The organism is Pseudomonas sp. G5(2012) (genome assembly GCF_000408945.1).
Taxonomy (GTDB): domain Bacteria; phylum Pseudomonadota; class Gammaproteobacteria; order Pseudomonadales; family Pseudomonadaceae; genus Aquipseudomonas; species Aquipseudomonas umsongensis.
Genome location: NZ_APIO01000025.1, coordinates 110,467 through 136,656, shown reverse-complemented (window position 1 = coordinate 136,656; position 26,190 = coordinate 110,467). Strand labels below are relative to the sequence as shown.

20 protein-coding genes and 1 tRNA gene are annotated in these 26,190 nt (G+C 59.9%); 9 read left to right on the top strand and 12 right to left on the bottom strand.

Annotation, left to right across the window (positions count from 1 at the left end; translation table 11 throughout):
- The first annotated feature begins 3 nt into the window (after positions 1–3).
- The 4 genes from PG5_RS07775 to PG5_RS07765 all read left to right on the top strand — a co-directional run bounded on the left by PG5_RS07775 (position 4) and on the right by PG5_RS07765 (position 4,043).
- Positions 4–657 (top strand): ABC transporter permease, encoded by a 654-nt coding sequence (locus PG5_RS07775; RefSeq protein WP_020796558.1) that lies wholly within the window; start codon positions 4–6, stop codon positions 655–657.
- Positions 654–1,811, top strand: a complete 1,158-nt coding sequence (locus PG5_RS07770) for a betaine/proline/choline family ABC transporter ATP-binding protein (protein ID WP_020796557.1) — start codon at positions 654–656, stop codon at positions 1,809–1,811. The genes PG5_RS07775 and PG5_RS07770 overlap by 4 nt, the downstream gene beginning before the upstream one ends.
- 260 nt (positions 1,812–2,071) lie before the next feature.
- The gene (locus tag PG5_RS34135; protein WP_155943712.1) at positions 2,072–2,407 is read left to right on the top strand and encodes a hypothetical protein; all 336 of its coding nucleotides are present in this window, start codon (positions 2,072–2,074) and stop codon (positions 2,405–2,407) included.
- A 472-nt stretch (positions 2,408–2,879) separates the two neighbouring features.
- Complete coding sequence (locus tag PG5_RS07765) at positions 2,880–4,043, top strand: type III PLP-dependent enzyme (RefSeq protein ID WP_020796555.1); 1,164 nt, start codon at positions 2,880–2,882, stop codon at positions 4,041–4,043.
- 117 nt (positions 4,044–4,160) lie between these two features.
- Here the strand turns inward: PG5_RS07765 and PG5_RS07760 are convergent, their stop codons facing one another.
- Positions 4,161–4,907 (bottom strand): tetratricopeptide repeat protein, encoded by a 747-nt coding sequence (locus tag PG5_RS07760; RefSeq protein WP_020796554.1) that lies wholly within the window; start codon positions 4,905–4,907, stop codon positions 4,161–4,163.
- Positions 4,904–5,584, bottom strand: a complete 681-nt coding sequence (locus PG5_RS07755) for a Fe2+-dependent dioxygenase (RefSeq protein ID WP_008057456.1) — start codon at positions 5,582–5,584, stop codon at positions 4,904–4,906. The genes PG5_RS07760 and PG5_RS07755 overlap by 4 nt, the downstream gene beginning before the upstream one ends.
- 207 nt (positions 5,585–5,791) lie before the next feature.
- Here PG5_RS07755 and PG5_RS07750 point away from each other — a divergent pair, with 207 nt between their 5' ends.
- Positions 5,792–8,116 (top strand): TonB-dependent siderophore receptor, encoded by a 2,325-nt coding sequence (locus PG5_RS07750; protein ID WP_020796553.1) that lies wholly within the window; start codon positions 5,792–5,794, stop codon positions 8,114–8,116.
- A 241-nt stretch (positions 8,117–8,357) separates the two neighbouring features.
- The gene (locus tag PG5_RS07745) at positions 8,358–10,886 is read left to right on the top strand and encodes a sulfite reductase flavoprotein subunit alpha (protein WP_020796552.1); all 2,529 of its coding nucleotides are present in this window, start codon (positions 8,358–8,360) and stop codon (positions 10,884–10,886) included.
- A 168-nt stretch (positions 10,887–11,054) separates the two neighbouring features.
- Here PG5_RS07745 and PG5_RS07740 read toward each other — a convergent pair whose 3' ends face one another.
- From PG5_RS07740 to ptsP, 3 genes are read right to left on the bottom strand one after another with little or no spacing between them, the layout of a single operon-like run.
- Complete coding sequence (locus tag PG5_RS07740; RefSeq protein ID WP_020796551.1) at positions 11,055–12,794, bottom strand: PTS fructose-like transporter subunit IIB; 1,740 nt, start codon at positions 12,792–12,794, stop codon at positions 11,055–11,057.
- 11 nt (positions 12,795–12,805) lie between these two features.
- Positions 12,806–13,747 carry a 1-phosphofructokinase gene (pfkB, locus tag PG5_RS07735; protein WP_020796550.1) on the bottom strand — a complete coding sequence of 314 codons (942 nt, stop codon included), beginning with the start codon at positions 13,745–13,747 and terminating at the stop codon, positions 12,806–12,808.
- Positions 13,747–16,608, bottom strand: coding sequence for a phosphoenolpyruvate--protein phosphotransferase (gene ptsP / locus PG5_RS07730; protein ID WP_020796549.1), 2,862 nt, complete (start codon positions 16,606–16,608; stop codon positions 13,747–13,749). Before ptsP ends, pfkB begins: the two co-directional genes overlap by 1 nt.
- Before the next feature lie 294 nt (positions 16,609–16,902).
- On the opposite strand from ptsP, the gene cra reads away from it, so the two are divergent.
- Positions 16,903–17,898 (top strand): catabolite repressor/activator, encoded by a 996-nt coding sequence (gene cra / locus PG5_RS07725; RefSeq protein ID WP_020796548.1) that lies wholly within the window; start codon positions 16,903–16,905, stop codon positions 17,896–17,898.
- 3 nt (positions 17,899–17,901) lie between these two features.
- Positions 17,902–18,678: a TatD family hydrolase gene (locus tag PG5_RS07720; protein ID WP_020796547.1), complete on the top strand. Its 777-nt coding sequence runs from the start codon at positions 17,902–17,904 to the stop codon at positions 18,676–18,678.
- Here the strand turns inward: PG5_RS07720 and PG5_RS07715 are convergent, their stop codons facing one another.
- The 5 genes from PG5_RS07715 to PG5_RS07695 form a co-directional block, all read right to left on the bottom strand.
- The gene (locus tag PG5_RS07715) at positions 18,679–19,068 is read right to left on the bottom strand and encodes a hypothetical protein (protein WP_020796546.1); all 390 of its coding nucleotides are present in this window, start codon (positions 19,066–19,068) and stop codon (positions 18,679–18,681) included.
- Positions 19,069–19,242: 174 nt separating this feature from the next.
- Entirely contained in the window at positions 19,243–19,947 is a 705-nt protein-coding gene (locus PG5_RS35265; protein WP_371106603.1) for a methyl-accepting chemotaxis protein, read from the bottom strand.
- Positions 19,948–21,491: 1,544 nt separating this feature from the next.
- The gene (gene ampE / locus PG5_RS07705) at positions 21,492–22,328 is read right to left on the bottom strand and encodes a regulatory signaling modulator protein AmpE (protein ID WP_020796544.1); all 837 of its coding nucleotides are present in this window, start codon (positions 22,326–22,328) and stop codon (positions 21,492–21,494) included.
- Positions 22,328–22,885: a 1,6-anhydro-N-acetylmuramyl-L-alanine amidase AmpD gene (gene ampD / locus PG5_RS07700; RefSeq protein ID WP_020796543.1), complete on the bottom strand. Its 558-nt coding sequence runs from the start codon at positions 22,883–22,885 to the stop codon at positions 22,328–22,330. The genes ampE and ampD overlap by 1 nt, the downstream gene beginning before the upstream one ends.
- Before the next feature lie 62 nt (positions 22,886–22,947).
- Positions 22,948–24,324 carry a DUF1631 family protein gene (locus PG5_RS07695; RefSeq protein ID WP_020796542.1) on the bottom strand — a complete coding sequence of 459 codons (1,377 nt, stop codon included), beginning with the start codon at positions 24,322–24,324 and terminating at the stop codon, positions 22,948–22,950.
- Between the two features lie 242 nt (positions 24,325–24,566).
- Between PG5_RS07695 and nadC the strand changes: the two genes are divergently transcribed.
- Positions 24,567–25,415 carry a carboxylating nicotinate-nucleotide diphosphorylase gene (gene nadC, locus PG5_RS07690; RefSeq protein ID WP_020796541.1) on the top strand — a complete coding sequence of 283 codons (849 nt, stop codon included), beginning with the start codon at positions 24,567–24,569 and terminating at the stop codon, positions 25,413–25,415.
- A gap of 94 nt (positions 25,416–25,509) precedes the next feature.
- Here nadC and PG5_RS07685 read toward each other — a convergent pair whose 3' ends face one another.
- Together PG5_RS07685 and PG5_RS07680 are read right to left on the bottom strand one after the other, a co-directional pair.
- Positions 25,510–25,815 (bottom strand): DUF6388 family protein, encoded by a 306-nt coding sequence (locus PG5_RS07685; protein ID WP_020796540.1) that lies wholly within the window; start codon positions 25,813–25,815, stop codon positions 25,510–25,512.
- A gap of 134 nt (positions 25,816–25,949) precedes the next feature.
- Positions 25,950–26,025: transfer RNA gene (locus PG5_RS07680), tRNA-Thr, on the bottom strand.
- Between the last annotated feature and the right edge of the window lie 165 nt (positions 26,026–26,190).

The following is a 26,190-nucleotide window of genomic DNA, read 5'->3' as shown; positions in this document are numbered from 1 at the left end:
GCCATGGAATTTATCAACGCCTTTTCCCACCTCGACTGGGCACAGGTACTGCACCTGACCGGGCAACACATCACCCTGGTCGGCATCGCCGTGACTTTGGCGATCGTGGTCGGCGTGCCGCTGGGCGTCCTGATGACGCGCTTTCCGACGCTCGCCGGGCCGCTGCAGGCCAGCGCCACCGTGCTGCTGACCGTACCATCGATTGCCCTGTTCGGCCTGCTGCTGCCGTTCTACTCGAAATTCGGCCAGGGCCTGGGCCCGATGCCGGCCATCACCGCGGTGTTCCTGTATTCGCTGCTGCCCATCATGCGCAACACCTACCTGGCCCTGACCAACGTCGAACCGGGCATCCGCGAAGCCGCGCGCGGTATCGGCATGACCTTCGGCCAGCGCCTGCGCATGGTTGAACTGCCGATTGCCGTGCCGGTGATCCTTGCCGGCGTGCGCACAGCCGTGGTCATGAACATCGGTGTGATGACCATTGCCGCGACCATCGGCGCCGGTGGCCTCGGCGTGCTCATCCTCGCTTCCATCAGCCGCAGCGACATGTCGATGCTGATTGTCGGCGCAGTGCTGGTCAGCCTGCTGGCCATCTTCGCCGACCTGCTCCTGCAATGGCTGCAACGCTCGCTGACTCCTAAAGGACTGCTCAAATGATCGAACTTCAAAACCTCAGCAAGACCTTCCAAAGCAACGGCAAAGACGTGAAAGCCGTGGACTCGGTGAGCCTGACCGTCAATGAAGGCGAGATTTGCGTGTTCCTCGGGCCTTCGGGTTGCGGCAAAAGCACCACGCTGAAGATGATCAACCGCCTGATCACACCGACCTCGGGCAAGATCCTGATCAATGGCGAAGACACCACCGGTCTCGACGCAGTGACCCTGCGCCGTAACATCGGCTATGTGATCCAGCAGATCGGTCTGTTCCCGAACATGACCATCGAGGAGAACATCGTGGTGGTGCCGAAACTGCTCGGCTGGGACAAACAGAAATGCCACGACCGCGCCCGCGAGTTGATGAGCATGATCAAGCTCGAACCCAAGCAATACCTGCATCGCTACCCTCGGGAATTGTCCGGTGGCCAGCAACAGAGGATCGGCGTGATTCGCGCGCTGGCCGCTGATGCACCGCTGTTGCTGATGGACGAACCGTTCGGCGCAGTCGACCCGATCAACCGCGAAATGATCCAGAACGAATTCTTCGAGATGCAGCGGGCGCTGAACAAGACCGTGATCATGGTCAGCCACGACATCGACGAAGCCATCAAGCTCGGCGACAAGATCGCGATCTTCCGTGCCGGCAAATTGCTGCAGATTGACCACCCGGATACCCTGCTGGCCCACCCGGCTGACGACTTTGTCAGCAACTTCGTCGGCCAGGACAGCACTCTCAAGCGCTTGTTGCTGGTCAAGGCTGAAGACGCGGCGGATAACGCCCCGTCCGTCAGCCCGGAGACCTTGGTGGCCGAGGCGCTGGAACTGATGGACGAGCATGACCGGCGTTATGTCGTGGTCACCGACGGTGAGAACAAGGCGCTGGGTTATGTACGACGCCGCGACCTGCACCGTCAGACCGGTGCCTGCGCGCAGTACTTGCGCGAGTTCAACGCTACGGCGGCCTACGACGAGCATTTGCGTATCCTGCTGTCGCGCATGTATGAGTTCAATCGAGCGTGGCTACCGGTGATGGATGCCGAACGAGTGTTTCTGGGCGAGGTGACGCAAGAATCGATTGCCGAGTATCTGAGCTCCGGCAAGTCACGTGGCGGCAAGACCCAAATCGTTTCGCCGGCCGAAACTGTGTCGGCCTGATAGCCTGCTTCAACCGACCGCGTTCAACCGATGGAGGGGGGTAATAGGCTGCTTTATATTTTAGGAGCTGCCCCCTATTAGAAATAGAAAACTCTCACAAAAACACAATTTCCATTCTTTTTAACTCTTAAAACTAACACTTCAGATAGTTTCAACACCTTTCGACTCGTGACACCATCAGTCCGGATTCAAACAAAATATCTGAATCACAACAGCTTGCTCGAGTGACCAATAACTTTTTCGAATCAAGGATTAGATTAATGAAAACTGAAACAACTGAAAGTGTGAAAAACGTGCCGAATGAAATCAGAATTAGCGGCATCCCTACACAGCCTATAAAAACCGGAAACCCCCTCAATGCTAACACCGGCGTGAGCGTGCACGGCCCAAACGGAAGTACATTCCCCAATGAGTTTATCAACTGGGAAGTATCATCGCAGCCGGATTCCAATATGACTGCCATTAAAACTGGCACTCAATTCGCAAGAATCCATTTGCCTAGTGTACAGAGAAGCTACAACGTAACAGTAACTGCAACAGTGCATAACTATCCAAACCTGAAAGCAACCACGACATTTGCTGTCAATGCAGTTTAATCAAATCTAGTTTTAAAAATCACCAAGCCAGCAACCCAACACATGTAGTCACTTTACTGCTGACTTTTCCACCGAAACAAAGTTTTTGTGGTGAAGGAGCTTGCTCACTCGCCACAAAAACCGTTCGAATTCCTTTCAAATCTCCCTCCTGGGGGAACATCAATCCGTCATCCCTGTCGGTTACACAGGTAGCTGTAGGCTGCCTTACGACGGATGCGTGCAAAAACGCGACATTTTTTGTTGATCTCAAGCCCCTCACGCCCTAAAGTTCGCGCCGAACGTCCATGCTGGAAACGATCCATCCGGCTCAAGTACTGACGACGAGACAGCAAGGCCAAGGGAAAGCAGCGCTTCCCATGGCCTTTTTGCTTTCGGCGACATGCCTTGGGAAGTAGGCGAACCAAAGTGGGGATACGGAGGACGTTCATTTGCACCCATTGATAATTTCAGTTTGCCAGTAGGAGTTCCCAGCATGTCGATCCAGGTCGAAGACTATTTCGCGCGTGAAACCTTCCAGAAAATGAAGGCGTTCGCCGACAAGCAAGAAACCCCGTTCGTGGTGATCGACACCGCGATGATCAGCCAGGCCTACGATGACCTGCGCGCCGGTTTCGAATTCGCCAAGGTCTACTACGCGGTCAAGGCAAACCCGGCGGTGGAAATCATCGACTTGCTCAAAGAGAAAGGCTCGAGCTTCGACATCGCCTCGATCTACGAGCTGGACAAAGTGCTGAGCCGCGGCGTCAGCGCCGATCAGATCAGCTACGGCAACACCATCAAGAAATCCAAGGACATCCGCTACTTCTTCGAGAAGGGCGTGCGCCTGTATGCCACCGACTCCGAAGCCGACTTGCGCAACATCGCCAAGGCCGCACCGGGCTCGAAAGTCTACGTACGCATCCTGACCGAAGGCTCGACCACCGCCGACTGGCCTCTGTCGCGCAAATTCGGCTGCCAGACCGACATGGCCATGGACTTGCTGATCCTGGCCCGTGACCTGGGCCTGGTGCCGTACGGCATCTCCTTCCACGTAGGCTCGCAGCAGCGCGATATCAGCGTCTGGGACGCCGCGATCGCCAAGGTCAAGGTGATCTTCGAACGCCTGAAGGAAGAAGACGGCATCGTACTGAAGCTGATCAACATGGGCGGTGGCTTCCCGGCCAACTACATCACCCGCACCAACAGCCTGGAAACCTACGCCGAAGAAATCATTCGCTTCCTCAAGGAAGACTTCGGCGACGACCTGCCGGAAATCATCCTGGAACCAGGCCGCTCCCTGATCGCCAACGCCGGCATCCTGGTCAGCGAAGTGGTGTTGGTCGCCCGTAAATCCCGCACCGCCGTCGAGCGTTGGGTATACACGGACGTGGGCAAGTTCTCCGGCCTGATCGAAACCATGGACGAAGCCATCAAGTTCCCGATCTGGACCGAAAAGAAAGGCGAGATGGAAGAAGTCGTCATCGCCGGCCCAACCTGCGACAGCGCCGACATCATGTACGAAAACTACAAGTACGGCCTGCCGCTGAACCTGGCGATCGGTGATCGCCTGTACTGGCTGTCGACCGGCGCCTACACCACCAGCTACAGCGCGGTTGAATTCAATGGCTTCCCGCCGTTGAAGTCGTTCTACGTGTAAGCGCTACACGCCGAAATCAAAAAGCCCATGACGAGTCATGGGCTTTTTTGTGCCTGAAATTTTTTGTACCTGATCGTTCCCACGCTCTGCGTGGGAACGATCTGTCTTCAGGTGTGCCTACAGTTCGGCGCAACGTTTGGCGTAGTCGTCGGCCATTGCGTGAATCCGGGGCTCGGTTGCGCCCATGAGCGCCTGGCTTGCCACCCGAAGAAAGTTCAGATTGCCATTGGCCAATGCCTTGCGTAGCCAGACCAATGCAGTATCGATACTCCCCTCTGCGGCCAACACCGCCGCAAAACTGAACTGCCCACGAAAATCCCCTCCCTCTGCCGAGCGCCGATACCAGTCCCGAGCCGCTTGGGGATCTGCCGGGCAAACACGCCCCTCTTCCAGATAGCGTCCCAGCAGGTTCATCGATTTCGCGTGGCCAAGCTCGGCAGCGCGGCGATACAGGTTCAGCGCCGACGATTGATCCTCAGCCACCCCACGCCCGGTCGCCAGCAGATTGGCGTAGTTGTACATCGCCCAATCCAGCCCCGCTTCTGCGGCGATTCGATAATGCCGGGCAGCCGCCGCTGCATCGGCCACACACCCCCAGCCGTGTTCGTGACATCGCCCCAGCATGTTGCGGGCCATCAGGTGCCCTTGTCGGGCGGCGATGTCGAACCAGCGCAACGCCAGCGGTTGATCCTGGGCGATTCCATTTCCGTCCAGCAGGATCTGCCCAAGCAGCGCCTGGGCATCGACAAGCCCCTCGCGGGCTGCTGCTACGATCGCCTGGGCCGCACGGGCCGGGCTTTCGTCGAGCATGGCTTTGAGACGGTCTCCATCGAGTACCTCTTGGCGGCGCAATTGAAAACTCATACCTCGACCCAACGGCGCAACAGGTTGTGATACGTGCCCGTCAGGCGGATCAATGACGGGTGATCCGGCACGTCCTGGGTCAACTGCCGGATCGCCCCGTCCATCTCGAACAGCAGCGCACGCTGGCTGTCTTCGCGCACCAGGCTCTGGGTCCAGAAAAACGAGGCGTAGCGCGTACCACGGGTGACGGCGTTGACCTTGTGCAGGCTGGTGCCGGGGTACAGCACCATGTCACCCGCCGGCAACTTCACCCGCTGGGTGCCGTAGGTGTCCTGGATTTCCAGCTCCCCGCCGTCGTAATCCTCAGGTTCGCTGAAGAACAAAGTGGCCGAGAGGTCGGTGCGCACCCGTTCGATACTGCCCTTGGGCTGACGCACCGCGTTGTCGATGTGGAAATCGAAACTGCCGCCAGCCGTGTAACAGTTCAGTAACGGAGGAAACACCTTGTGCGGTAACGCTGCTGACATGAACTGCGGGTTTTTCCACAGCCGCTCCAGCATGGCCGCGCCGATTTCCTTGGCCAGCGGGTGGCCTTCCGGCAACTGCAGATTGTGCTTGGCCTTGGCCGACTGGTACCCGGCCGTGATCTTGCCATCAGCCCAATCGGCCTGTTGCAGAGCCTCGCGAATGCGCTGCACTTCTTCTTTTTCGAACAGGCCGGGAATGTGCAGCAGCATGGGGCAAGCACCAGAAAGCAAAGGGATGCCAATGGTATTGATTCTTATTGCCCTTGTAAAACCCGCGAGACGAACGAAACAGTAAAAACCGTAAGGCTAAATTGTAAAGATTGTAAATTCAGTGCGAATAGTAATTTTTCGCAATTGATACAAATACGTGTTTACACTATATTCCGCCGCCTCAAATCCTTGGGGAGGGGAATAAAAATGTCACGCCAACAACCACAACTACCGGTCAGTTCACCGCGTTTACTCGCTTCTGCAATTGGCGTGGCGATCACTGCCGGCTCTGCGGGCCAAATGGTTTTCGCGGCGGAAAAAACCAACGAGCAGGCACCGAGCAACACGATTTCCCTCGGCGCAACCGCGATCACCGGCGAAGCCCAGGATGAGACCTCCTACAACGTCGAAAAAGCCTCCTCGCCCAAGTACACCGCGCCCCTGGTAGACACTCCGCGCTCGATCACTGTCATCCCGCAACAAGTCCTCAAGGACACCGGCGCCCTGAACATGCAGGACGCACTGCGTACCGTCCCGGGCATCACCTTCGGTGCCGGTGAAGGTGGCAACCCTCAGGGCGACCGTCCGTTCATCCGCGGTTTCGATGCCCAGGGCGATACCTACCTGGACGGCGTGCGCGATACCGGTTCGCAGAGCCGTGAGATCTTTGCCGTTGAATCGATCGAAGTCAGCAAGGGCCCTAACTCCGCCATTGGCGGTCGCGGCGCTGCCGGTGGCAGCATCAACCTGGTGAGCAAGAAAGCGCATCTGGGCGACTCGTTCGACGGTGGCTTTACCTGGGGTTCGGACCAGACCCAGCGTTACACCATGGACGGCAACTACCAGTTCTCCGACACCATTGCCGGTCGCCTGAACCTGATGAGTCACGAAAGCAATGTCGCCGGTCGCGAAAGCGTCGACTACGATCGCTGGGGCGTCGCGCCTTCTCTGGCCTTCGGCCTGGGCACCGACACCCGTGTCAACCTTGACTACTACCATCTGGAAAGCAACGACACGCCAGATTCGGGTATTCCCTACACCATCCCGGCCGGTGGCTCGGCTGCCCGCACCAAGTCCAATCCGGACAAGCCCTATGCCGGCGGCGATAGCAGCAACTTCTACGGCCTGACCGATCGTGACTTCCGCAAGGGTCGTACCGACACCGCGACCATCGCCATCGAGCACGACCTGAACGACGCGTTGACCGTCAAGAACACCCTGCGCCACGGCAGCAGCATGCAGGACTACATCCTGACCCAGCCGGACGACAGCAAGGGCAACGTCAACAACGGTACCGTGTGGCGTCGGGCCAACACCCGCGTCAGCAACACCGATACGACGACCAACCAGACCGACCTGTTTGGTGATGTCTACATCGCAGGCTTCAAGAACAGCTTCGCGACCGGTATCGAGTTGAGCCGCGAGGAAAGCAAGAAGTCCTCATATACCGTCAACACCGACACCACGCCAGGGACCACTCCAGTCACCACCACGTGCAACCCGGCAATCATCGGCGCACCCAGCGGCTACAACTGCACCTCGCTGTCGAACCCGAACCCGAACGATCCATGGAACGGTTCGATCACCCGCAACTACGCCGGCACCGACACCACGGGTAAAACCTATGCGCTTTACGTGTTCGACACTCTGACATTGTCCGAACAGTGGCTGGTGAACATGGGCCTGCGCTACGACCATTTCGACACCGACTACAAGACCTACAACGCCGCAGGCACCACGACCTTCAAGGGCGATGACGTCAGCGAATTCGTAACCGGTCAGTTCGGTGTGGTCTACAAACCAGCGGAGAACGGCAGCATCTATGCGTCCTACGCAACGTCCGCGATACCTCCGGGCTCCACGCTTGGCGAAGGTCAGGATGGCAACCCGCTGGGCGGCACCCCGGATCGCAACGGCAACCTGCTGAAAAGCGACATGGAGCCGGAAACCACCAAGAACTACGAAATCGGTACCAAGTGGGACCTGCTCAACGATCGCTTGTCGCTGACTGCCGATATCTTCCGCACCGAAAAAGACAACGCCCGCGTCCAGGTCGATACCACCACATACGAAAACGCTGGCAAGACCCGCGTCCAGGGTGTCGAGCTTTCGGCCACTGGCAAGATCACCGACAAATGGCAAGTCTTCGCCGGTTACGCCTACATGGACAGCGAGCAAGTCGACGGTGGTGACCTGCCGGCAAACAAAGCCAACGACGGCAACGAACTGCCTAACACGCCGAAAAACAGCGCCAGCCTTTGGACGACCTACCAGGTCACGCCAAGGCTGACCATCGGTGGCGGTGCGTTCTATGTCGACGACGTGTTCGGTAACGTGGCCAACACCACCATGGTCAATGACTATGTGCGCTACGACGCGATGGCCGCGTACAAGTTGACCAAGAACATTGACCTGCAGCTGAACGTGCAGAACCTGACCGACGTTACCTACTACGACAAGGCGTTCTCCAACCACTTCGCCAACCAGGCGGCGGGCCGGACTGCCTTGTTGAGCACCAACTTCCACTTCTGATAACAGAAGCATGGACACAAACCTGTAGGAGCTGCCGCAGGCTGCGATCTTTTGATCTTCGGCGATTGCACCACCGCCCAAAATCAAGATCAAAAGATCGCAGCCTGCGGCAGCTCCTACAGGGGTCAGGCCCCGTTCATCCAGGTGAACGGGGCTTTTGTGTGTAAAGGGAATGTTCCTCGATAACCCACGGCATAATGCGCGCCGTGATGACTATTTTTAAACGAGCAAGGCGAGCGACGTGTTGAAGAAAACCCTGTTCCAGTTGCACTGGTTTTTTGGCATCAGCGCAGGGCTCGTCCTGGCCCTGATGGGCATTACCGGGGCGACGGTCTCGTTTCAGGATGAAATCCTGTACGCGCTGAACCCTTCCGTGTTGCAGGTCCAGAAACAAGTCGCCGGCGTGCTGCCACCGGCTGACCTGGTGGAGAAGATCGAGGCGGCGACGCAGATGAAAGTGGCGATGCTCTCGGTCGGCATCGACAGCGACGTTGCCGCAAAAGTGTTCTTCACCCCGCCAGCGGGCGAGCGTCGCGGCCCCATGCGTTACGTCGACCCGTACACCGGCGAACTCCTGGGCGACGCCACCGGCCAAGGCTTCTTCGGCCTGATGTTGCAACTGCACCGCTTCCTCGCCATGGGCGATACCGGCCGGCAAATCACGGGCGCCTGCACCCTGATCCTGGTGTTCTTCTGCCTGTCCGGCCTGTACCTGCGCTGGCCTCGCCAGTGGAAAAGCTGGCGCGCCTGGCTGACCCTCGACTGGAAGAAAAAAGGCCGCAGCTTCAATTGGGACTTGCACTCGGTTGCCGGCACCTGGTGCCTGGTGTTTTATCTCCTGGCCGCGCTGACCGGGTTGTCCTGGTCTTACGAGTGGTACAACAAGGGCCTGACACGCCTGCTCTCCGATTCGCCACAGAATGAACGTGTTCGCGGTGGACGCGGCCCTGGGCCAAGCGGTCCGGCACCGGTGGTCGACTACTCGTCGATGTGGAGCAGCATCTACAGCGCTGCCGGTCCCGACCTGAGTTTCTATAACACCCGCATGCCGGCCGTAGCCGGGCAACCGGCAAGCGTTTTCTACCTGTTGAAGAACTCGCCCCACGACCGCGCGCTGAACCAGATCACCCTGGACCCGGTGACCGGCGCGATCAAACGGCATGACCGCTACAGCGACAAGAGTTTCAAGGCGCAGCTGTTGACCAGCATCTACGCGCTGCACGTGGGCAGCTATTTCGGCATCGTCGGGCGCATCATCCTGACGCTCACGGCCCTGAGCATGCCGCTGTTCTTCGTCACCGGATGGCTGCTGTACCTGGATCGTCGACGCAAGAAACGCCAGATCAAGGACGCCCGCAAAGGCCTGGCGCAACCCGACAGTAACACCCCGGCCTGGCTCATCGGTTTCGCCAGCCAGAGTGGCTTTGCCGAGCAATTGGCCTGGCAGACCGCCGGCCAGTTGCAGGCGGCGGGCCTGCCGGTGAAGGTGCAGCCACTGGCGGATGTCAGCGAGCAGGACCTGCATGCTTCGAACAACGCGCTGTTTGTGGTCAGCACCTTCGGTGACGGCGAAGCGCCGGACAGCGCCCGGGGTTTCGAGCGCAAGGTGCTGGGCCGGTCGTTAAGCCTCGACAGCCTGAACTATGCCGTGCTGGGACTCGGCGACCGGCAGTATCAACACTTCTGCGGGTTTGCCCAGCGCCTGCACAAGTGGCTGGGCGAGCACGGCGGCAAGACCTTGTTCGCGCCGGTGGAAGTCGACAGCGGCGATCCCTATGCCTTGCGTCACTGGCAGCAGCAACTGGGCCTGTTGACCGGTCAGGCGCCTGTGGGCACCTGGCAAGCACCGAGCTACGAAAACTGGACGCTGGTCCGCAGGGAATTGCTCAACCCCGACAGCAGCGGCTCATCGGTGTACTTGCTGGGCCTGAAGGCGCCAGGTACCAACAGCTGGCTGGCCGGTGACCTGGTGGAGGTGCTGCCGCGCAATTGCCCTTGGGCCATCGAGCACTTCCTCGAAGGATTGGGGATCGACGGTCGCGCGACGATTACCCACGAGGGTTTGTCGCAACCGCTGGAACAAGCCCTCGCCAGCCGGCAGCTGCCCGAGAACCGCAGCCATTTGGTCGGCCTGCATGCGCAGTCCCTGGTGGATGCCCTCGTGCCGTTGGCCATGCGCGAATACTCCATCGCCTCGATAGCCGCCGACGGCATCCTGGAATTGATCGTGCGCCAGGAGCTGCACCCTGATGGCACCCTTGGCGTCGGCTCCGGCTGGCTGACCGAACACGCCGCCGTGGGCGGCAGCATCAGCCTGCGCGTGCGGCGCAACAGCGGTTTCCACCTGCCCAATGAACCGGTGCCGATGATCCTGCTGGGCAACGGCACGGGACTCGCTGGCTTGCGTAGCCTGCTCAAGGCGCGCATCGCCGATGGCCAGCAACGCCAGTGGTTGTTGTTCGGTGAGCGCAATCGCGAACACGATTACCTGTGCCGCGACGAGCTGGAGGAGTGGTTGATTTCCGGCGACTTGCAGCGCCTGGACCTGGCATTCTCGCGTGATCAAGCCGAGAAGATCTACGTGCAGGATCGCTTGCGCGATTCGGCCGAAGAGCTGAAGAAATGGCTGGCGGAGGGTGCGGTGATCTACATCTGCGGCAGTCTTCAGGGGATGGCCGCAGGCGTCGATCAGGTGCTGAACGATGTGTTGGGCACCGCCGAAGTCGAGCGCTTGATCGAACAAGGCCGCTACCGCCGCGACGTTTACTGACCCTACAGTGATCATTCCCACGCTTTGTGTGGGAATGCCTCAACGGACGCTCCGCGTTCGGCTCCGGAAGGGACGCGGAGCGTCCCGGGCTGCGTTCCCACGCAGAGCGTGGGAACGATCAATCTGATTTAACGCCCGGAGCCTGATAGCGCCTACAGGGGGCCAGTGTCAGGCGTTGACGGGTTCCACCGCCATCTCCACCACTTCCGGCCGCTTGACCAGCGCATACACCACCGCCGTCAACAAACTCCCCGCCACAATCGCCAGCAAGTACAGCAATGCATGGTTGATCGCATTCGGAATCGCCAACACAAACAACCCACCATGGGGCGCCATCAACTTGCAGCCGAAGTACATCGACAACGCACCGGTCAGCGCACCGCCGGCAATGCTCGCCGGGATCACCCGCAGCGGGTCTTTGGCGGCAAATGGAATCGCGCCTTCGGAGATAAAGCACAGCCCCAGTACCAAGGCCGCTTTACCCGCCTCGCGTTCGGTCTGGGCGAACTTGCGCCTGGCAATGAACGTGGCGATGCCCAGGCCGATCGGCGGCACCATGCCGGCGGCCATGGTCGCCGCCATCGGTGCATAACTCTGCGACGCCAGCAGCCCGACCGAAAACGCATACGCGGCCTTGTTGATCGGCCCGCCAAGGTCGACACACATCATGCCGCCCAGCAGCACGCCGAGCAGAATCGCGTTGGTCGTGCCCATGCTGTCGAGGAAATGCGTGAGCCCGGCGAGCATGCCCGCCACCGGCTTGCCAACCACGTAGATCATCACCAGGCCAGTGAACAGGCTTGCCAGCAAGGGGATGATCAGGATCGGTTTCAGCGCCTCGAGACTCTGCGGCAACCGCGCATAACGATTGATCGCCTGCGCCGCGTACCCGGCGAGGAAACCGGCAATGATCCCGCCGATAAAACCGGCACCCAGGGTGCTGGCCAGCAGGCCGCCGATCATCCCCGGCGCCAGGCCCGGACGGTCGGCAATCGAATAAGCGATGTAGCCTGCCAGCAGCGGCACCATGAGCTTGAACGCGGTGTCGCCGCCGATCTGCATCAGCGCCGCCGCCAGCGTCCCCTCTTCCTTGAAGGCGGTGATGCCGAATACGAACGACAAGGCAATCATCAAGCCGCCTGCCACCACCATCGGCAACATGTACGACACGCCGGTCAACAGGTGTTTGTAGACCCCGGTCTTCTCTTGTTTGACCGGCCCCTTGGCACCGGTCGAAGCGCTTTCCTGCTTGCCTTCGGCCAATGCTTTATTGAGTGTCGCTTCAGCCTGCTTGAGGGCAATGCCGGTGCCGCAACGGTAGATTTTCTTGCCAGCGAATCGCTCGGTGGCCACTTCGATGTCCGCCGCCAGCAGCACCACATCGGCGTCGGCAATCGCTTGGGCGCTCAGCGGATTGCGTGCGCCGACCGAACCCTGGGTTTCCACCTGCAAGTCATAGCCCAAGCGCTTGGCCGCTTGCTGCAAGGCTTCGGCGGCCATGAAAGTGTGGGCGACACCGGTTGGACAGGCCGTCACGGCAACGAGTCGCGGCGCGTTTTTAACGACGGCCACCGGCTCAACCACGGCTTGCGGTGCGACATACACCTGAGCCTCTTCAGCACCACGGCGCAATACCGCTTCGACGTCTTGCAGCGCTTGGGCAGGGGTACTCTGGAACAAACGCTTACCGACAAAACGCGACATATCCACAGGCGCGCTGGTCACCAGCAACACCCACTCGGCCGCCTCGATCGTGGCGGCCGACAGTTGCCGTTCGGGATGTGCCGAATCGCTGATCTCCACGCTGGTGCTCCAGCCCTGACGCTGGGCCGCGGCATCGAGCAACCGGGCGCACAGCACACTGGTGACCATGCCGTTCGGGCAGGCAGTAACAATGGCTAACTTCATGACCAACCCTCTTATTGTTCTGTCAGGGGGCGCACGCGCACGCCCTGTTCGAGCTGCGCCAGTTGCGCTGCATCGCTGATACCGAAGCCGATCTGGGTGACCGCCATCGCGGCAATCGCCGTGGCGGTGCGCAAGGTTTGTTCAGGCGTATCGGCACTGAGCAACCCGTGGAGCATGCCGGCCAACAACGAATCGCCCGCGCCTACCGTACTGGCGACGCTGACTTTCGGCGGCGTGGCATGCAGCGCCGAACCGACGCTGAACCAGTTCACACCCTCGGCACCGTGGGAAATCACCACATGCTCGATGCCTTGGGCGTGCAGGCGACTCGCGGCTTGCGCCTGGGCCAGGACCGACACCGTCTCGCCACCGAGCACTTCAGCCAACTCCTCGGCATTGGGCTTGATCAACCATGGAGCAGCCTTGAGCGCCGCCCGCAATGCTTGCCCACTGGTGTCCAGGGCGACCTTCAAGCCCAGATCATTCAATCGCCCGATCAATGCCTGCAACCACTGCGGGCTGATGCCTTGGGGCAGACTGCCGGCAACCACTACCGCATCATGCCCCGGCGCTATCTGGTCGAGACGCTCGAGCAATGCCTGCTGCGCCGCGGCGCTGACCAGCGGCCCTGGCCCATTGAGGTCGGTGATACGTCCATCGCTTTCCGCCAGCTTTATGTTGCTGCGCGTCTCACCGGGAACACGAATGAACGCATCGACAAAACCGCGTTTGGCGAACAGGTTTTCGAAAGCTTGCTGATTGTCTTCACCGAGAAAACCGCTGACGGTCAATTGATGCCCGAGGTCCGCCAACACCTGCGCCACGTTCACCCCTTTGCCCGCAGCATGGGTGTGCATGGTGTCGCTGCGGTTGACCTGACCGGGTTCCAGGCGCGCAAGCTGGACGGTGAGGTCCAGCGCCGGGTTGAGGGTCAGGGTTAAAATCCTGGCCATTACAAAGCCTCCACTAATGCGCGCACTTCATTCGCGCTGCCCACGGCAAGTGCCTGTTGGGCAAGGGTTTGAGCCTGGGTCAGGCTGAGTTCGCGAACCCGCGCCTTGACCTCGGCAATGCTGCGTGCGCCGACACTGAGTTCATCCACGCCCAAGCCAACCAACACCGGTACCGCCAACGGATCGGCCGCCAACTCGCCGCACACACCGACCCATTTGCCATGGGCATGGGCCGCGCGCACGGTGATGTCGATCAGCTGCAGCACCGCCGGATGCAAGCCATCGGCCTGGGCCGACAAGGTTGGATGGCCACGGTCGATGGCCAGGGTGTATTGCGTCAGGTCATTGGTGCCAACGCTGAAAAAGTCGACTTCCCTGGCCAGCACCGGCGCCAGCAAGGCCGCCGACGGCACTTCGATCATGATGCCCAATTGCAGGTCCGCCACTGGAATTTCCAGGCGCAGGCGTTCGGTCATGTCCCGCGCCTGGCGCCACTCGTCGACGCTGCCGACCATCGGAAACATGATCCGCAGCGGGCGGTTGTCGGCGGCGCGCAACAAGGCGCGCAACTGGGCTTCCATGATCTGCGGCCGTTGCAGGGTCAAGCGAATGCCGCGCACCCCGAGGAACGGATTTTCTTCCTTGGCGATCGGCCAATACGGCAGCGGTTTATCGCCACCGACATCAAGGGTGCGCACCACCAGCGGACGACCGGCCAGGCCATCGAGAACACGGCGGTATTCGGTTTCCTGGGTCGCCTCGTCCGGCGCTTGCGGGTGGGCCATGAAAATCAATTCGGTGCGCAACAGACCAATGCCTTCGGCGCCCTGCTCTACCGCACTGGTGACGCCGGCACTTTCACCGATATTGGCGAACACTTCGACGGCATGGCCATCGGTGGTCAACGCCGGTTGATGGCGTTGTTCGGCGGCGGCCTTCAGGCGTTGCTCGCGGGTATCACGCTCCTGGGTGGCGCGCTGCAAGGTCGCCGCGTCGGCGTCCACATGCAAACGCCCGCGTTGGCCATCGATCAACAGCGGCGTGCCCGGCGCCAGCAGCAACACCGCGGCACCGGCACCGACCAGGGCTGGAATTCCCAAGGCCCGCGCAACAATCGCGCTGTGAGCGGTGGCGCCACCGCGGGCGGTGAGAATACCGGCGACACGGGCCGGATCAAGGCGCGCCACATCGGACGGACCGACTTCGTCCATCACCAGAATGTAGGGCTGCTCAGGTTCATGCGGTGTTTCGACACCACTGAGCTGCGCCAGCACTCGACGGCCGATATCGCGCAGATCGGCGGCGCGCTCGGCGAGCAAGGCGTCCTGCAAGGACTCCTGTTGCCTGGCAGCGGCTTCGATCACCGACATCCACGCCGCTTCCGCGCTTTCGCCCTGCTTGAGACGGGTGTCGACCTCATCGGTCAACTCCGGGTCGTCGAGCATTTCCTGGTGGGTGATGAAAATCTCGCGGATAGCCTTGGCCTTGCTGCGTTCGATCAAGCCGCCGATGTCCTGGCGCACGTGCGCCAGCGCTTGCTTGAGGCGCTCACGCTCGATGGCGGCGGACTCTCCCCGTAGCGGGTAATCGATGGTTTGCAGTACCTGGATATGCGCCGGGCCGATGGCGATTCCCGGAGCGGCGGCGATGGCCTGCACCAGACTGCCCGGCGCCGGGGCGAGCAGTACTTGGGCCACCTCGACGATTTCTTCACGAGGCTGGCTCACCGCTGGCAACGGCTCGACTTCTTCACCGAGGCCCTCTTCAATCGCGGTCAACAGAGCGGGCAAGGCATCGGCGGCGATGCTCGGCTCGGCGATGATTTCCAGCACCTGCCCACGACGGGCGCCCAGGCTGAGCAGTTTGCTCAAGCTTTTCACCGACACCGCACTGTCCTGGCCGTCGACGATGCGGATGCGAATCTCGCCTTCAAAACTTTTCGCCAGTTGCGCGAGGATCTTCGCCGGACGGGCATGCAGACCGTGGGCGTTGGCCAGCGCAATGCGTGCGCTCGGCCAGTCTGCCGGCAACTCGCCGCCGAGCACTTCAAGCACCGCGCGGCAACTGGTGGCACGGCCCAACTCATGGCCGCGACCTTCAATCAGCAACGCACACAGGCGTTCGAGCAACGCTTGGTGGGCCTCGCCCAGGCTGGCCAGGCAAAACAGGCCGCTCAGCGGTTGACCGAGGTAGCGCAGCGGTTTGTCCGGGGTGACGAACGCCAGGCCTGGACGCTTGACCGTTTGTTCACTGTGCAGCCACCACAGCCCATCGCCCAGCGGCAGCGCTTCGACTTGCTGCAACACGGCGGAGAAACCATTGCTGACGCAGTCGGCCTGACGCAGTAACCGCGCGCCACGCCAGACCAGCTCTTCGAAATCTTCGGCAGCGACGCCCAAGCCGATCATCTGCGCATCCAGCGCCAGCTCTTGCGGCGCGCCTTGCAGCAGTTTCAGCAAGGCCTCGGCGCTGCTGGCGCGACGCAAGGCTTGGCCAAGGTCGGTCTCGCCGAGCGCGCGGGTCAGCAGTTGCAGCAGGCGCAGGTGTTCGTCGGATTTGGCGGCAATCCCGATCGCCAGGTAGACGATCTGTCCGTCACCCCAGTCCACGCCGTCGGGGAACTGCATCAGGCGCACGCCCGTGGAAAACACTTGGTCGCGGGTTTCTGGCGTACCGTGGGGGATGGCAATACCTTGACCAAGAAAAGTCGAGCCCTGGGCTTCGCGTGCCTGCAAGCCGGCGAGGTAGCCTTCGTCAACCAGACCATCGTCGACCAGGTGCCTGGCCAGCAGTTGCAGCGCGGCGGATTTATCCACAGCCGACTGGCCCATGGATATCTGCTCTATGGTGAGCTCGAGCATGCTGTCTCCTGTTGGCGCCCTTGGGGCGCCAGGTATTGTTTTTGAATGATTCAGCTTAGGCCTTTGTCTTAAAACAATCTTCGGCGGTTTCACGGCAGAACCGGCCAAAGCAGCCATTAATGTAGAAAATACGCTTGCTGAATCGTTTAATCTAGAGTGATTGGCACGTTACTCGATAATGGTGCATCGTTGAAGCCCAACTTGTCGGATGCGTTGTGACCAAGGTCGCCTGCCTGAATCGGGTAGGATTGGTGAAAATGTCGAGGCAAGCTCGAAAAAACAAGGAATAGCGGGTTGAAACTCAGTGATATAGCCCAGCTGGCCGGTGTGTCCGTCACCACCGCCAGCTACGTCATCAACGGCAAGGCCGAACAGCAACGTATCAGCAGCGCCACCGTTGAGCGCGTGCGCGCGGTCGTCGAAGAACATGGTTTCACGCCTAATCCCCAGGCGGCCGGCCTGCGCAGTCGCCACACCCGGACCCTGGGCTTCATTCTGCCGGACCTGGAAAACCCCAGTTACGCGCGGATCGCCAAGCTCCTTGAACAAGGTGCCCGGGCGCGTGGCTACCAGCTATTGATTGCCAGTTCCGACGATGCACCCGACAGCGAACGGCAATTGCTGCAACTGTTCCGCGCCCGTCGTTGTGATGCCCTGATCGTTGCCAGTTGCCTGCCGCGGGGTGACGACAGCTATCGCCAACTGCAAGCCAAAGGCATTCCGATCATCGCCATCGACCGGGTCATGGAGCCTGAATATTTCTGCTCGGTGATCAGCGATGACCGAGAGGCCAGCCTGCACCTGACCCAAAGCCTGCTTGAGCCGTTGCCCAAGCAGATCGCCTTGATCGGCGCGCGTCCCGAATTGAGCATCAGCCAGGAACGGGCTGCTGGCTTCAAGCAGGCCCTGGTCGGGTACGACGGCGAAGTGCTCATCGAACACGCTGATTCGTTCAGCCGTGAGTGCGGCAAGCAGTTGATGGAAGAACTGATCCAACGCGTAGGACATTTGCCCGAGGCCCTGGTGACGACGTCCTATGTACTGCTTCAGGGTGTGTTCGATGCGTTGCACGATTTCCCGTTGAAAACCCGCCCGCTGCGCCTCGGCACATTTGGAGACACCCAGTTGCTGGATTTCCTGCCGCTGCCGGTGAACGCCATGGCACAACAACACCAATTGATTGCCGACAAGGCGCTCGCACTCGCCCTGGCAGCCATCGAGCAGTCCGATTACCAACCCGGTGTGCTGGCCATCGCGCGGACGTTCAAACAACGTATTCGCCAGGACTGAGCCATGGACCTGATCGACACCCACACCCACCTGGACTTCCCCGACTTCGACGCGGATCGTCAGGCACTGATGGCCCAGAGCCGAGCTCTCGGGGTACGTGAAATGGTGGTATTGGGGGTGTATCAGGGTAATTGGCAGCGCGTCTGGGAATTGGTGCAAAGCGATCCCGACCTGCATGCGGCGTTCGGTTTGCACCCTGTGTACCTGGAGGATCATCGCCCCGAACATCTCACCGAACTGGGCGACTGGCTGGGGCGACTGGCCGGCCATCGCCAGCTGTGTGCGGTGGGCGAGATCGGCCTTGACTACTTCATCGAAACCCTGGACCGCGAACGACAGCAGGCGTTGTTCGATGCGCAACTGCAACTGGCGGTGGATTTCCACCTGCCCGCGCTGATCCATGTGCGGCGCAGTCATGCGGCGGTGATTGCCACGCTCAAGCGTTTCAAGTTGAAACGCGCCGGAATCATCCACGCCTTCGCGGGCAGTCAGGAAGAAGCGCGCGAATACATCAAGCTCGGTTTCAAGCTCGGCCTCGGCGGCGCTGCGACCTGGCCCCAGGCGCTGCGCATGCACCGCGTACTCGCCCACTTGCCACTGGAGTCGGTGGTGCTGGAAACCGACTCGCCGGACATGGCGCCAGCGATGTTCCCCGGCCAGCGCAACAGCCCGGCGCACTTGCCAGCGATCTGCACGGCGCTGGCGCAAATCATGTCGCTCGCCCCGGAACAACTGGCCGCCGCGAGCAGCGCCAACGCCCGTGAACTGTTCAACTGGTAATCAGTCGACGTGGGCCTTGGCGGCCTCGAGAATCAACGTCATGTGCTGACGCTGGCGGGCGAATCGAAGAGCAACGAAGTAGACGAAAATCGCCACCAGTGAAATGTTCAGTTGCTCCACGACGCTGAGCATTCCAATCCATTCCAGTACCAACGCCACCAGCAATGTGCTGCAAATCATGATTAGCAGGCTGGCCTTCAACATGGCTAACGAGTCCAGGGTCTTGAAGCGCCTGATCTGTTTCGGGTCGCTCAGTTGCAGGGCTTTCTGACAGTGGGTACAGGTGAATGCTTCGTTGATTGCAATGGCATTGAGTTGCCAGGGTTTGAGCAATAGCGTGCGCTGGCAATGTGCACAGCGCCCCTGGATACCAAGTGTTGCGACAGCCATAACCGTGCCTCCTCCATGCGGTCAGTGACGTTGATAGTCCTTCATTGAAGACGAAAAAAGCAGCTCCTAAGAAAATAAGGACCTTTCCTACAAAAGAAGAGGATGAGGTACTACAGAAATTTCAGGCGCTCACCAACCTGTGGGACTGAACTCCCACAGGTTGGTGAGATGTCTTCAGACCCGGAAGGCGCTGATCAACTGCTTGAGCTGCACCACCTGCGCCGACAGCGCGCGACTGGCATCCTCCGTCTGGTGCGCACCTTCGGCAGTACGCTCTCCGGCACGATTGATCTCGACAATGTTCTGGTCAATGTCGTGGGCCACGGCGGTCTGCTGCTCCACAGCCGCGGCAATCTGCTGGTTCTGATCGACGATCATGCCGACAGCGCCCAGGATATTGTCCAGGGCTTGCTGGACCTTTTCCGACTGCCCCACCGTTCCATTGGCCATCTCATGGCTGACGCTCATCGCCTTGACCGCGGCCCCAACACCGCCATGCAGCTTGGCGATCATCTGTTCGATCTCTTCGGTCGATTGCTGGGTGCGCTTGGCCAGTGTGCGGACTTCATCCGCCACCACCGCAAATCCGCGCCCCTGCTCACCCGCCCTGGCTGCCTCAATAGCGGCATTGAGTGCCAGCAAGTTGGTCTGTTCGGCAATGCTCTTGATCACCTCCAGCACACGACTGATGGACTGGCTGTCGCTGGCCAGTTGGTTGATCACCTGCACCGACTGGTCGATTTCACTGGCCAGCGCAGCGATGCTGCCCTGCTGCGATTCCACCAGCCCACGACCGCTCGCCGTTTCGTCGTTGACACTGTGGGCGCTGCTGACGGCGGCGGCAGCACTGCGCGCCACCTCAAGGGACGTGGCCGACATCTGATTCATCGCCGTGGCGACCTGCTCGATCTGCGAGCGCTGACCGGCCACGGCCTGGTTGCTTTGCGCGGAGACACTCTCTACTTGCCCGGCTTGGCGCTCGACCTCGCCGACGGTCTGTCCGACACGCTCGATCAAGTCATGGATCTTTTTCACGGTGCCGTTGAACACCTCGCCCAACTCACCCAGCTCATCACGACTGTGGGCGTTGAAAGTGACCGTCATGTCGCCGGCCGCCACTTTGTCCATGACCTCGCCAAGACGCTTGAGGGTGGTGCGGGTCGAGGCGTAGAACGCACCGTACAGATAAAAAATCAGCACAAACACCACCGACAGCGCCACGGCCTGCAGAATCATGTGCGTGCGGTTCTGTTCCAGGCGTTGTTGCAACTGGGTGCCGAGAAATTTCAAGGTGGCTTCATTGAGTTGATAGGTCTGGCCCATCAGCGCCGAGACCTGATCGTAAAAGGCCTGCCATGGTGCATCGAGCGTGTCGGCCATCACCACCTGCTCTTCGAACAGTTCGCTGGCCTTCTTCAACGAGGCCTTGCTGCTGTCAGCCTGGGTCGCCAGGGTTTCGCGTGCGGCGTTGCTCGAGCCCGTTGCGTCCTGCAGCTTCAGGCCGTACTCGGCATGGAGCTTGTCGAGCTGTACCAGCAATTCATCGAAACGCGTGCTCGACGACGAATTGAGAAACCCCTGGCCCAGGGAAGAGGAGCCCAATGCGCGACCTTCACCCAGCATCTGGGTAACGCGCGGAGTGATGTTGGTGACGAGCTCGCTCAGCTGACGCATGTCACTCTGGCTATCGTGGCTGAGACCGGCCTGACTGGCGATGATCTGGCCGAAGACCTGCGCATTGCCGAGCAACTTGCTGATCAGTGCACTTTTGCTTTGCAGGGACTTTTCCGTCTGCTGCGCTTTGAATGCGCTGATCATTTCATCGCGCTTGGCATCGAACAGCACGACCTGCTCCGGATCGGTGGCCATTGCCGTCAAGCCCTGCAAACGTGCCAGGACACCTTGTTCAAGCGTACCGATCTGCGTCTCGACATTTCCCGCCTTGCCCGACTGGCCCAAGGCGACGTTGATCTGCACAAGATTGTTCAGGGTTTCCAGATCACGCCTTAACGCGAGACTGCTACCCAACAGATCCAGGCTCTGCAATTCGACCCGGGTGCCCTGGAACTCGCGATAGGAATCACGCACCAGGTAGAAGTTGGTTACCAGCATCGGCACCAGGAACAGTACGCTGATCAGGCTGAACTTCATGCCGAAGCTCAGGCGGTTCATCAGCGCGACGGCGGGATAGAGCAAGCTCTTCACTGGAAGTCTCCCTTCGATTTCTTATTTTTATTGGCGGGCGCAGCGAGACGGCAGATAGCCAGTATTCGGCGCTATCTCTGTATAGCGTAAATCAGGGGAGATTTTTGTAACTTAAGGTTAACGGAAGACACATTTTAAGAGTGACGGCATTCCCGCGAAGAACGATGACGCGGTGCTACAGACACACCGCGGCGCCTGGTTCGCCGGCAACCCAGCGCCTACGGCAGAACCGTCCACAACGCAAACCCCGCATACCAGAGCACTGCCGCTCGCAGCAGCAACTCCCAGATGCGATCGAGGCTGTTGACGCCTTCAGGCCCGACCACCGGGGCTGGAATCTCACCGGCTACCAGCCCGACCTTTTCGATCAATTGGGCAGCGCTGATGTTCCAGTTCAACAGTTCGTGCAACATCACCCGGCTGACCGCGACAAAGTTGCCGACCAGGGCAAAGCTCGCTGCCAACAGACGCACCGGCACCCAGTCGAATGCATGGCGCAGTTGCGCCGCGCGCTCGACCACAGCCGGGTTTTGCCCGTGTTCTTCGGCCAGCGCCAGCAATCGATAACTCAGCGCGGCCACCGGCCCGAGCAGGAAGTACCAGAAAATGATCGCGAAAAAGCTCTGGTAGGCCTCCCACAGCAAATGCCCTTCGACCCGCTCCAGCAGTTGCTCGGCATTGTCGGCGCAGATGTCCAGGTCACGCTTGGCCACATGAGCCGCCGCTTGCAGGTCTTCGCGACGCCAGGCATCGCGAAAGGATCCTAGCTCCCCCAGCAGGTCACCACGCCCCAGGCTGTAGATCACCACCAGCAAATGCACCGGCAACGCCAACAGACCGTAGGCTACGGGGTCGAGCACCACCAGCAGCAAGCCCAGCACCGCCACTGGAAACAACACCAGCACGGCAAGGACCAGCCACGGCCGCTCTACCAGACGCGGGCTGAGCTCTAGCTTGTTCAGCTCACGAATCCAGCCAGCGTCGTGCTGAACCCGGTGGCGCAGGGCCGAAAACTTCTCGATCCATACCGCCAACAGCAACACCAGAAAACTCATTATCCTTCCTCTTGTGCCAAGGCCGCGCGATAGCGTGCCCAATCGAACGCGGGTCCCGGATCGGTCTTGCGCCCAGGGGCGATATCGCTGTGCCCGCAGATACGCTGCGTGGTGATGGCCGCAAATGCCGATTGCAACTGCCGGGTCAGGGTCGTCAACGCTCGATATTGCGCATCGTCGAACGGCAGATCATCCGTGCCTTCGAGTTCGATGCCTATGGAAAAATCGTTACAGGTTTCCCGCCCTTCAAAACTCGACACGCCCGCATGCCAGGCACGCTCAAGGCAAGAAACAAACTGAGTGACGGTGCCGTCACGCTCGATCAGAAAGTGCGCGGAAACCCGCAGGTGCGCAATCCCTTCAAAATAGGGATGCTCCGTGACATCCAGGCGGTTCTGGAAAAACTCCTGCACCTTTCCAGTCTTGAACTGCGCTGGCGGCAGGCTGATGTTGTGGATCACCAGCAGGGAAATTTCGCCCTCGGGGCGCGCATTGAAGTTGGGCGAGGGGCATAAATGCACGCCTTTGCACCAACCGCTGGCGGGGTCCAACTGCATACAGGTTCCTTCAACGACGACTGTGTTGGCGCCAGTATGCCGCGATAGGCCATCGGGGGCGATCATTTGACGCGATTGAGGTACTGCAATTTGCCCATCACTGAAGCCAGGTCTGGTTCAAACAATACGCCATCGTCGAACACACGTGCAGTATCGACCGGACCTTCCTCAGCCGTAGACAGGATGATTGGCTCCAATACCTCGACCGTCGCTGTCGCGTCGGCTCGCGAATGCCCTGGATGCTCGAACATTTGAACGTGCAGGTACTCCAGCTCGCTGAAAAACGCACGGGTCGCAAATGGATCGAACGCCGAACCGCTCAGCCCTTCGCGCAATGCCTTTAGCAACGCCGGAACCAGCGTCAACAAATGCTCACGAGCATCGGGCGGGTCATGACGTTGGACGCTCCAGATCAATTGCATCATGGTCTGCACATCAGCCTGCCACTGCAGTGACAGATGGCCACGCTTGAGGCAGGTCAGTAGCAATACCTTGCTCCAAGTCTCGAGCACGAATGCCAGCACACTTTGCGGCAATGTCTTACCCAGCAGAGCCTGGTTCAAAGCTTGCTCTACTCGCTGGCGGGCCAAAGCGGTCTGGGCGTGACTTTCTTCGGCGTCGCGAATCCGCTGCTCCAGCCGTTCAATGCGTCGGCGTTCGTCACGGGTGAGCGCGTCAGCTTGCTCACCTTCCGGCATGGCAAGCTCAGAAGCGATGTTGTTATCCATCGTGTCGTTTGTAGGGGCAGGTGTCAGGCCTGGCAGCACGCCGGTGGCGATCAACAGTTGGTTGGCCTGGGCGTAAAGCTGGCCGGCGCCACTGAGCACATAGCGATCAAACAGCGTGAGGATGATCAGCTTGACCTTGATGTCCACACCCAGGTGACGCCCGGCCGCCAGGAAGCACTTGCAGAGCACCGTGGGCCCCAGGGGATTGTGCTGTTCGATCAGCGTCCTTCCCAACAACGTACTGAGGCGTGCGGTGAGCTGGTCGAGGGCGAAACCGTCGCGGTAGAGCACCTTGTTGACCATCGCTTGCACAGCCAGGTTGCGTTCGGGCGCGTCATCAGTCGGCGCAACACTCGCATTGGGAGACAATGACCGAGGCAGCATCCTGTAGGCGAGATCGCATTGGCCGAGGTTGATGAACGCCTTGAAGAGTTGCTCGAAAAACAACCGCTCGATACTTTTGCGTTTCAAACGCAAATCGCGCATCGCCTCAAAGAAAAGATTCTGCTCAACATCGTCAGGTGCCCGGTCGGCCATTTCGAAGAGGGTATCGTCGGCATTATCGAACAGCGCCTGCAAGCCCTGCCTGAGCTGTTGCGTCGCCTTGTCGCGAACCTGCAACACAATGACAGGCAGGCGGGCGAGTGGCAGTTGCGTCGCCTGGTCACTAGCGACCCTGCGCAATGGCACTACATTCCCGTCGATGTGCATCCAGCCTCCTGAAATTCCAGACCGTCAAAGCCATGACGTCAAATCCAAGGCGAATTATCAGGTAAAGGGCGTCCTTGCGCCACCCCGGCGCGTACTTCGCAGGAAAAGGAGGCAGCCCCAAGGGGGCATCACACACGCAATCGACCAAATGCAGGCTTCAGAACGCCAGCAACCGTTCTGACGCCTTGGGTTGCTCAGTACCATGGCCCTATAATCGGGGCACTTTGTTTGTGGAGCGCCTTATGCCGAATCTACGTCTCGCCGACTTGAACGCCGAAATCGAAGCCAACGTGCGCCGCGCGTTGCTCGAAGACATCGGCAGCGGCGACATCACCGCACAGCTGATCCCTGCTGAACGCCTGGCCAAAGCCACCATCATCACTCGCGACGCTGCCGTCATCAGCGGCACCGCCTGGGTGGATACCGTGTTTCGCCAGCTCGACCCACGGGTTGCGGTGCACTGGCAGGTTGCCGATGGCGAGCGGGTCAAACCCAATCAGGTACTGTTCCACCTCGAAGGGCCAGCTCGCTCGCTGCTGACGGGGGAGCGCAGCGCGCTGAACTTCCTGCAAATGCTCTCTGGCGTTGCCACTCGCGCGCAGCAGTTGGCGGACTTCGTTGCCAATACCCAAGTTAAACTGCTCGACACCCGCAAAACCCTGCCAGGGCTGCGTTTGGCGCAGAAGTACGCCGTAACCTGTGGCGGTTGCCACAACCACCGCATCGGCCTGTATGACGCCTTCCTGATCAAGGAAAACCATATCGCCGCCAGCGGTGGCATCCCGCAGGCCATCGCCGCCGCCCACAAGATTGCGCCGGGCAAGCCGGTAGAAGTCGAAGTGGAAAGCCTGGATGAACTCAAGGAAGCCCTGGCGGCCGGTGCCGACATCATCATGCTTGATGAGCTGAGCCTGGATGACATGCGCGAAGCCGTGCGCTTGAACAACGGCAAGGCAAAGCTGGAGGCCAGCGGCGGGATCAACGAAAGCACGCTGCTGCCGATTGCCGAAACCGGGGTGGATTACATTTCGATTGGGGCGATGACCAAGGATGTGAAGGCTGTCGATCTGTCGATGCGACTGAGTCTGTGACCAGCAACGCATACCTGTAGAAGCCCGGCTTGCCGGCGATGGCGATCTGAAGGACGCTATCGTCGGCAAGCCGGCCTCTTAAAGAGCGTTTTTGTCAGACCACCAGATTGTTCATCTCGCAGTACTCTTCCCATTCCACACCCAAGACCTCGGCCGCTTCCTTGTGCAGTTTCAGGCGTTCGGTCTCGTACTCTTCAGGGGTCGAGGTGTACTTGAGCGTCAACTCCCACGGCTGCAAGCCCTGGGCTTCGGCTTCATCCTCGAATGCCCACTGGATCTGGTCCTTCTGATCATCGGGTGGCAAGTCCTTGATCTCTTCCAGCAAATGGGGTACGTCCAGCACGTATTTCTTGAGGGCTTCTTCGTGTCTGGCTTCTTGAGACAATTCTTTAACGGTCATGGCGTTCTCTTTGATCGGGGGAATGGAAGATGGATCTGGATCATCAAGGATCTCTCTGACGCAAAAAAACCGCGTGAAGCCCGGCTTTTCTGGCCTTCAGAACCATTCGGGATCATCTGAAAACAACGTGTCGCTGGTGCCCGAGACAGGAATCGAACCTGCGACCTTCGCGTTACGAGTGCGCTGCTCTACCGACTGAGCTACACGGGCAGTGGGCTAAACCTAGCACTGACCATGGGGCCAGGCAACTTCGAACACTGTTAAAAATCAAAAGATCGCAGCCTTCTGCAACGCCCGCATAAGGCTACGATCCTTTGATTTTTCTGCACATGGCAAAACGCCCCGAACCAGTCGGGGCGTTTTGTTGTTCAGCGG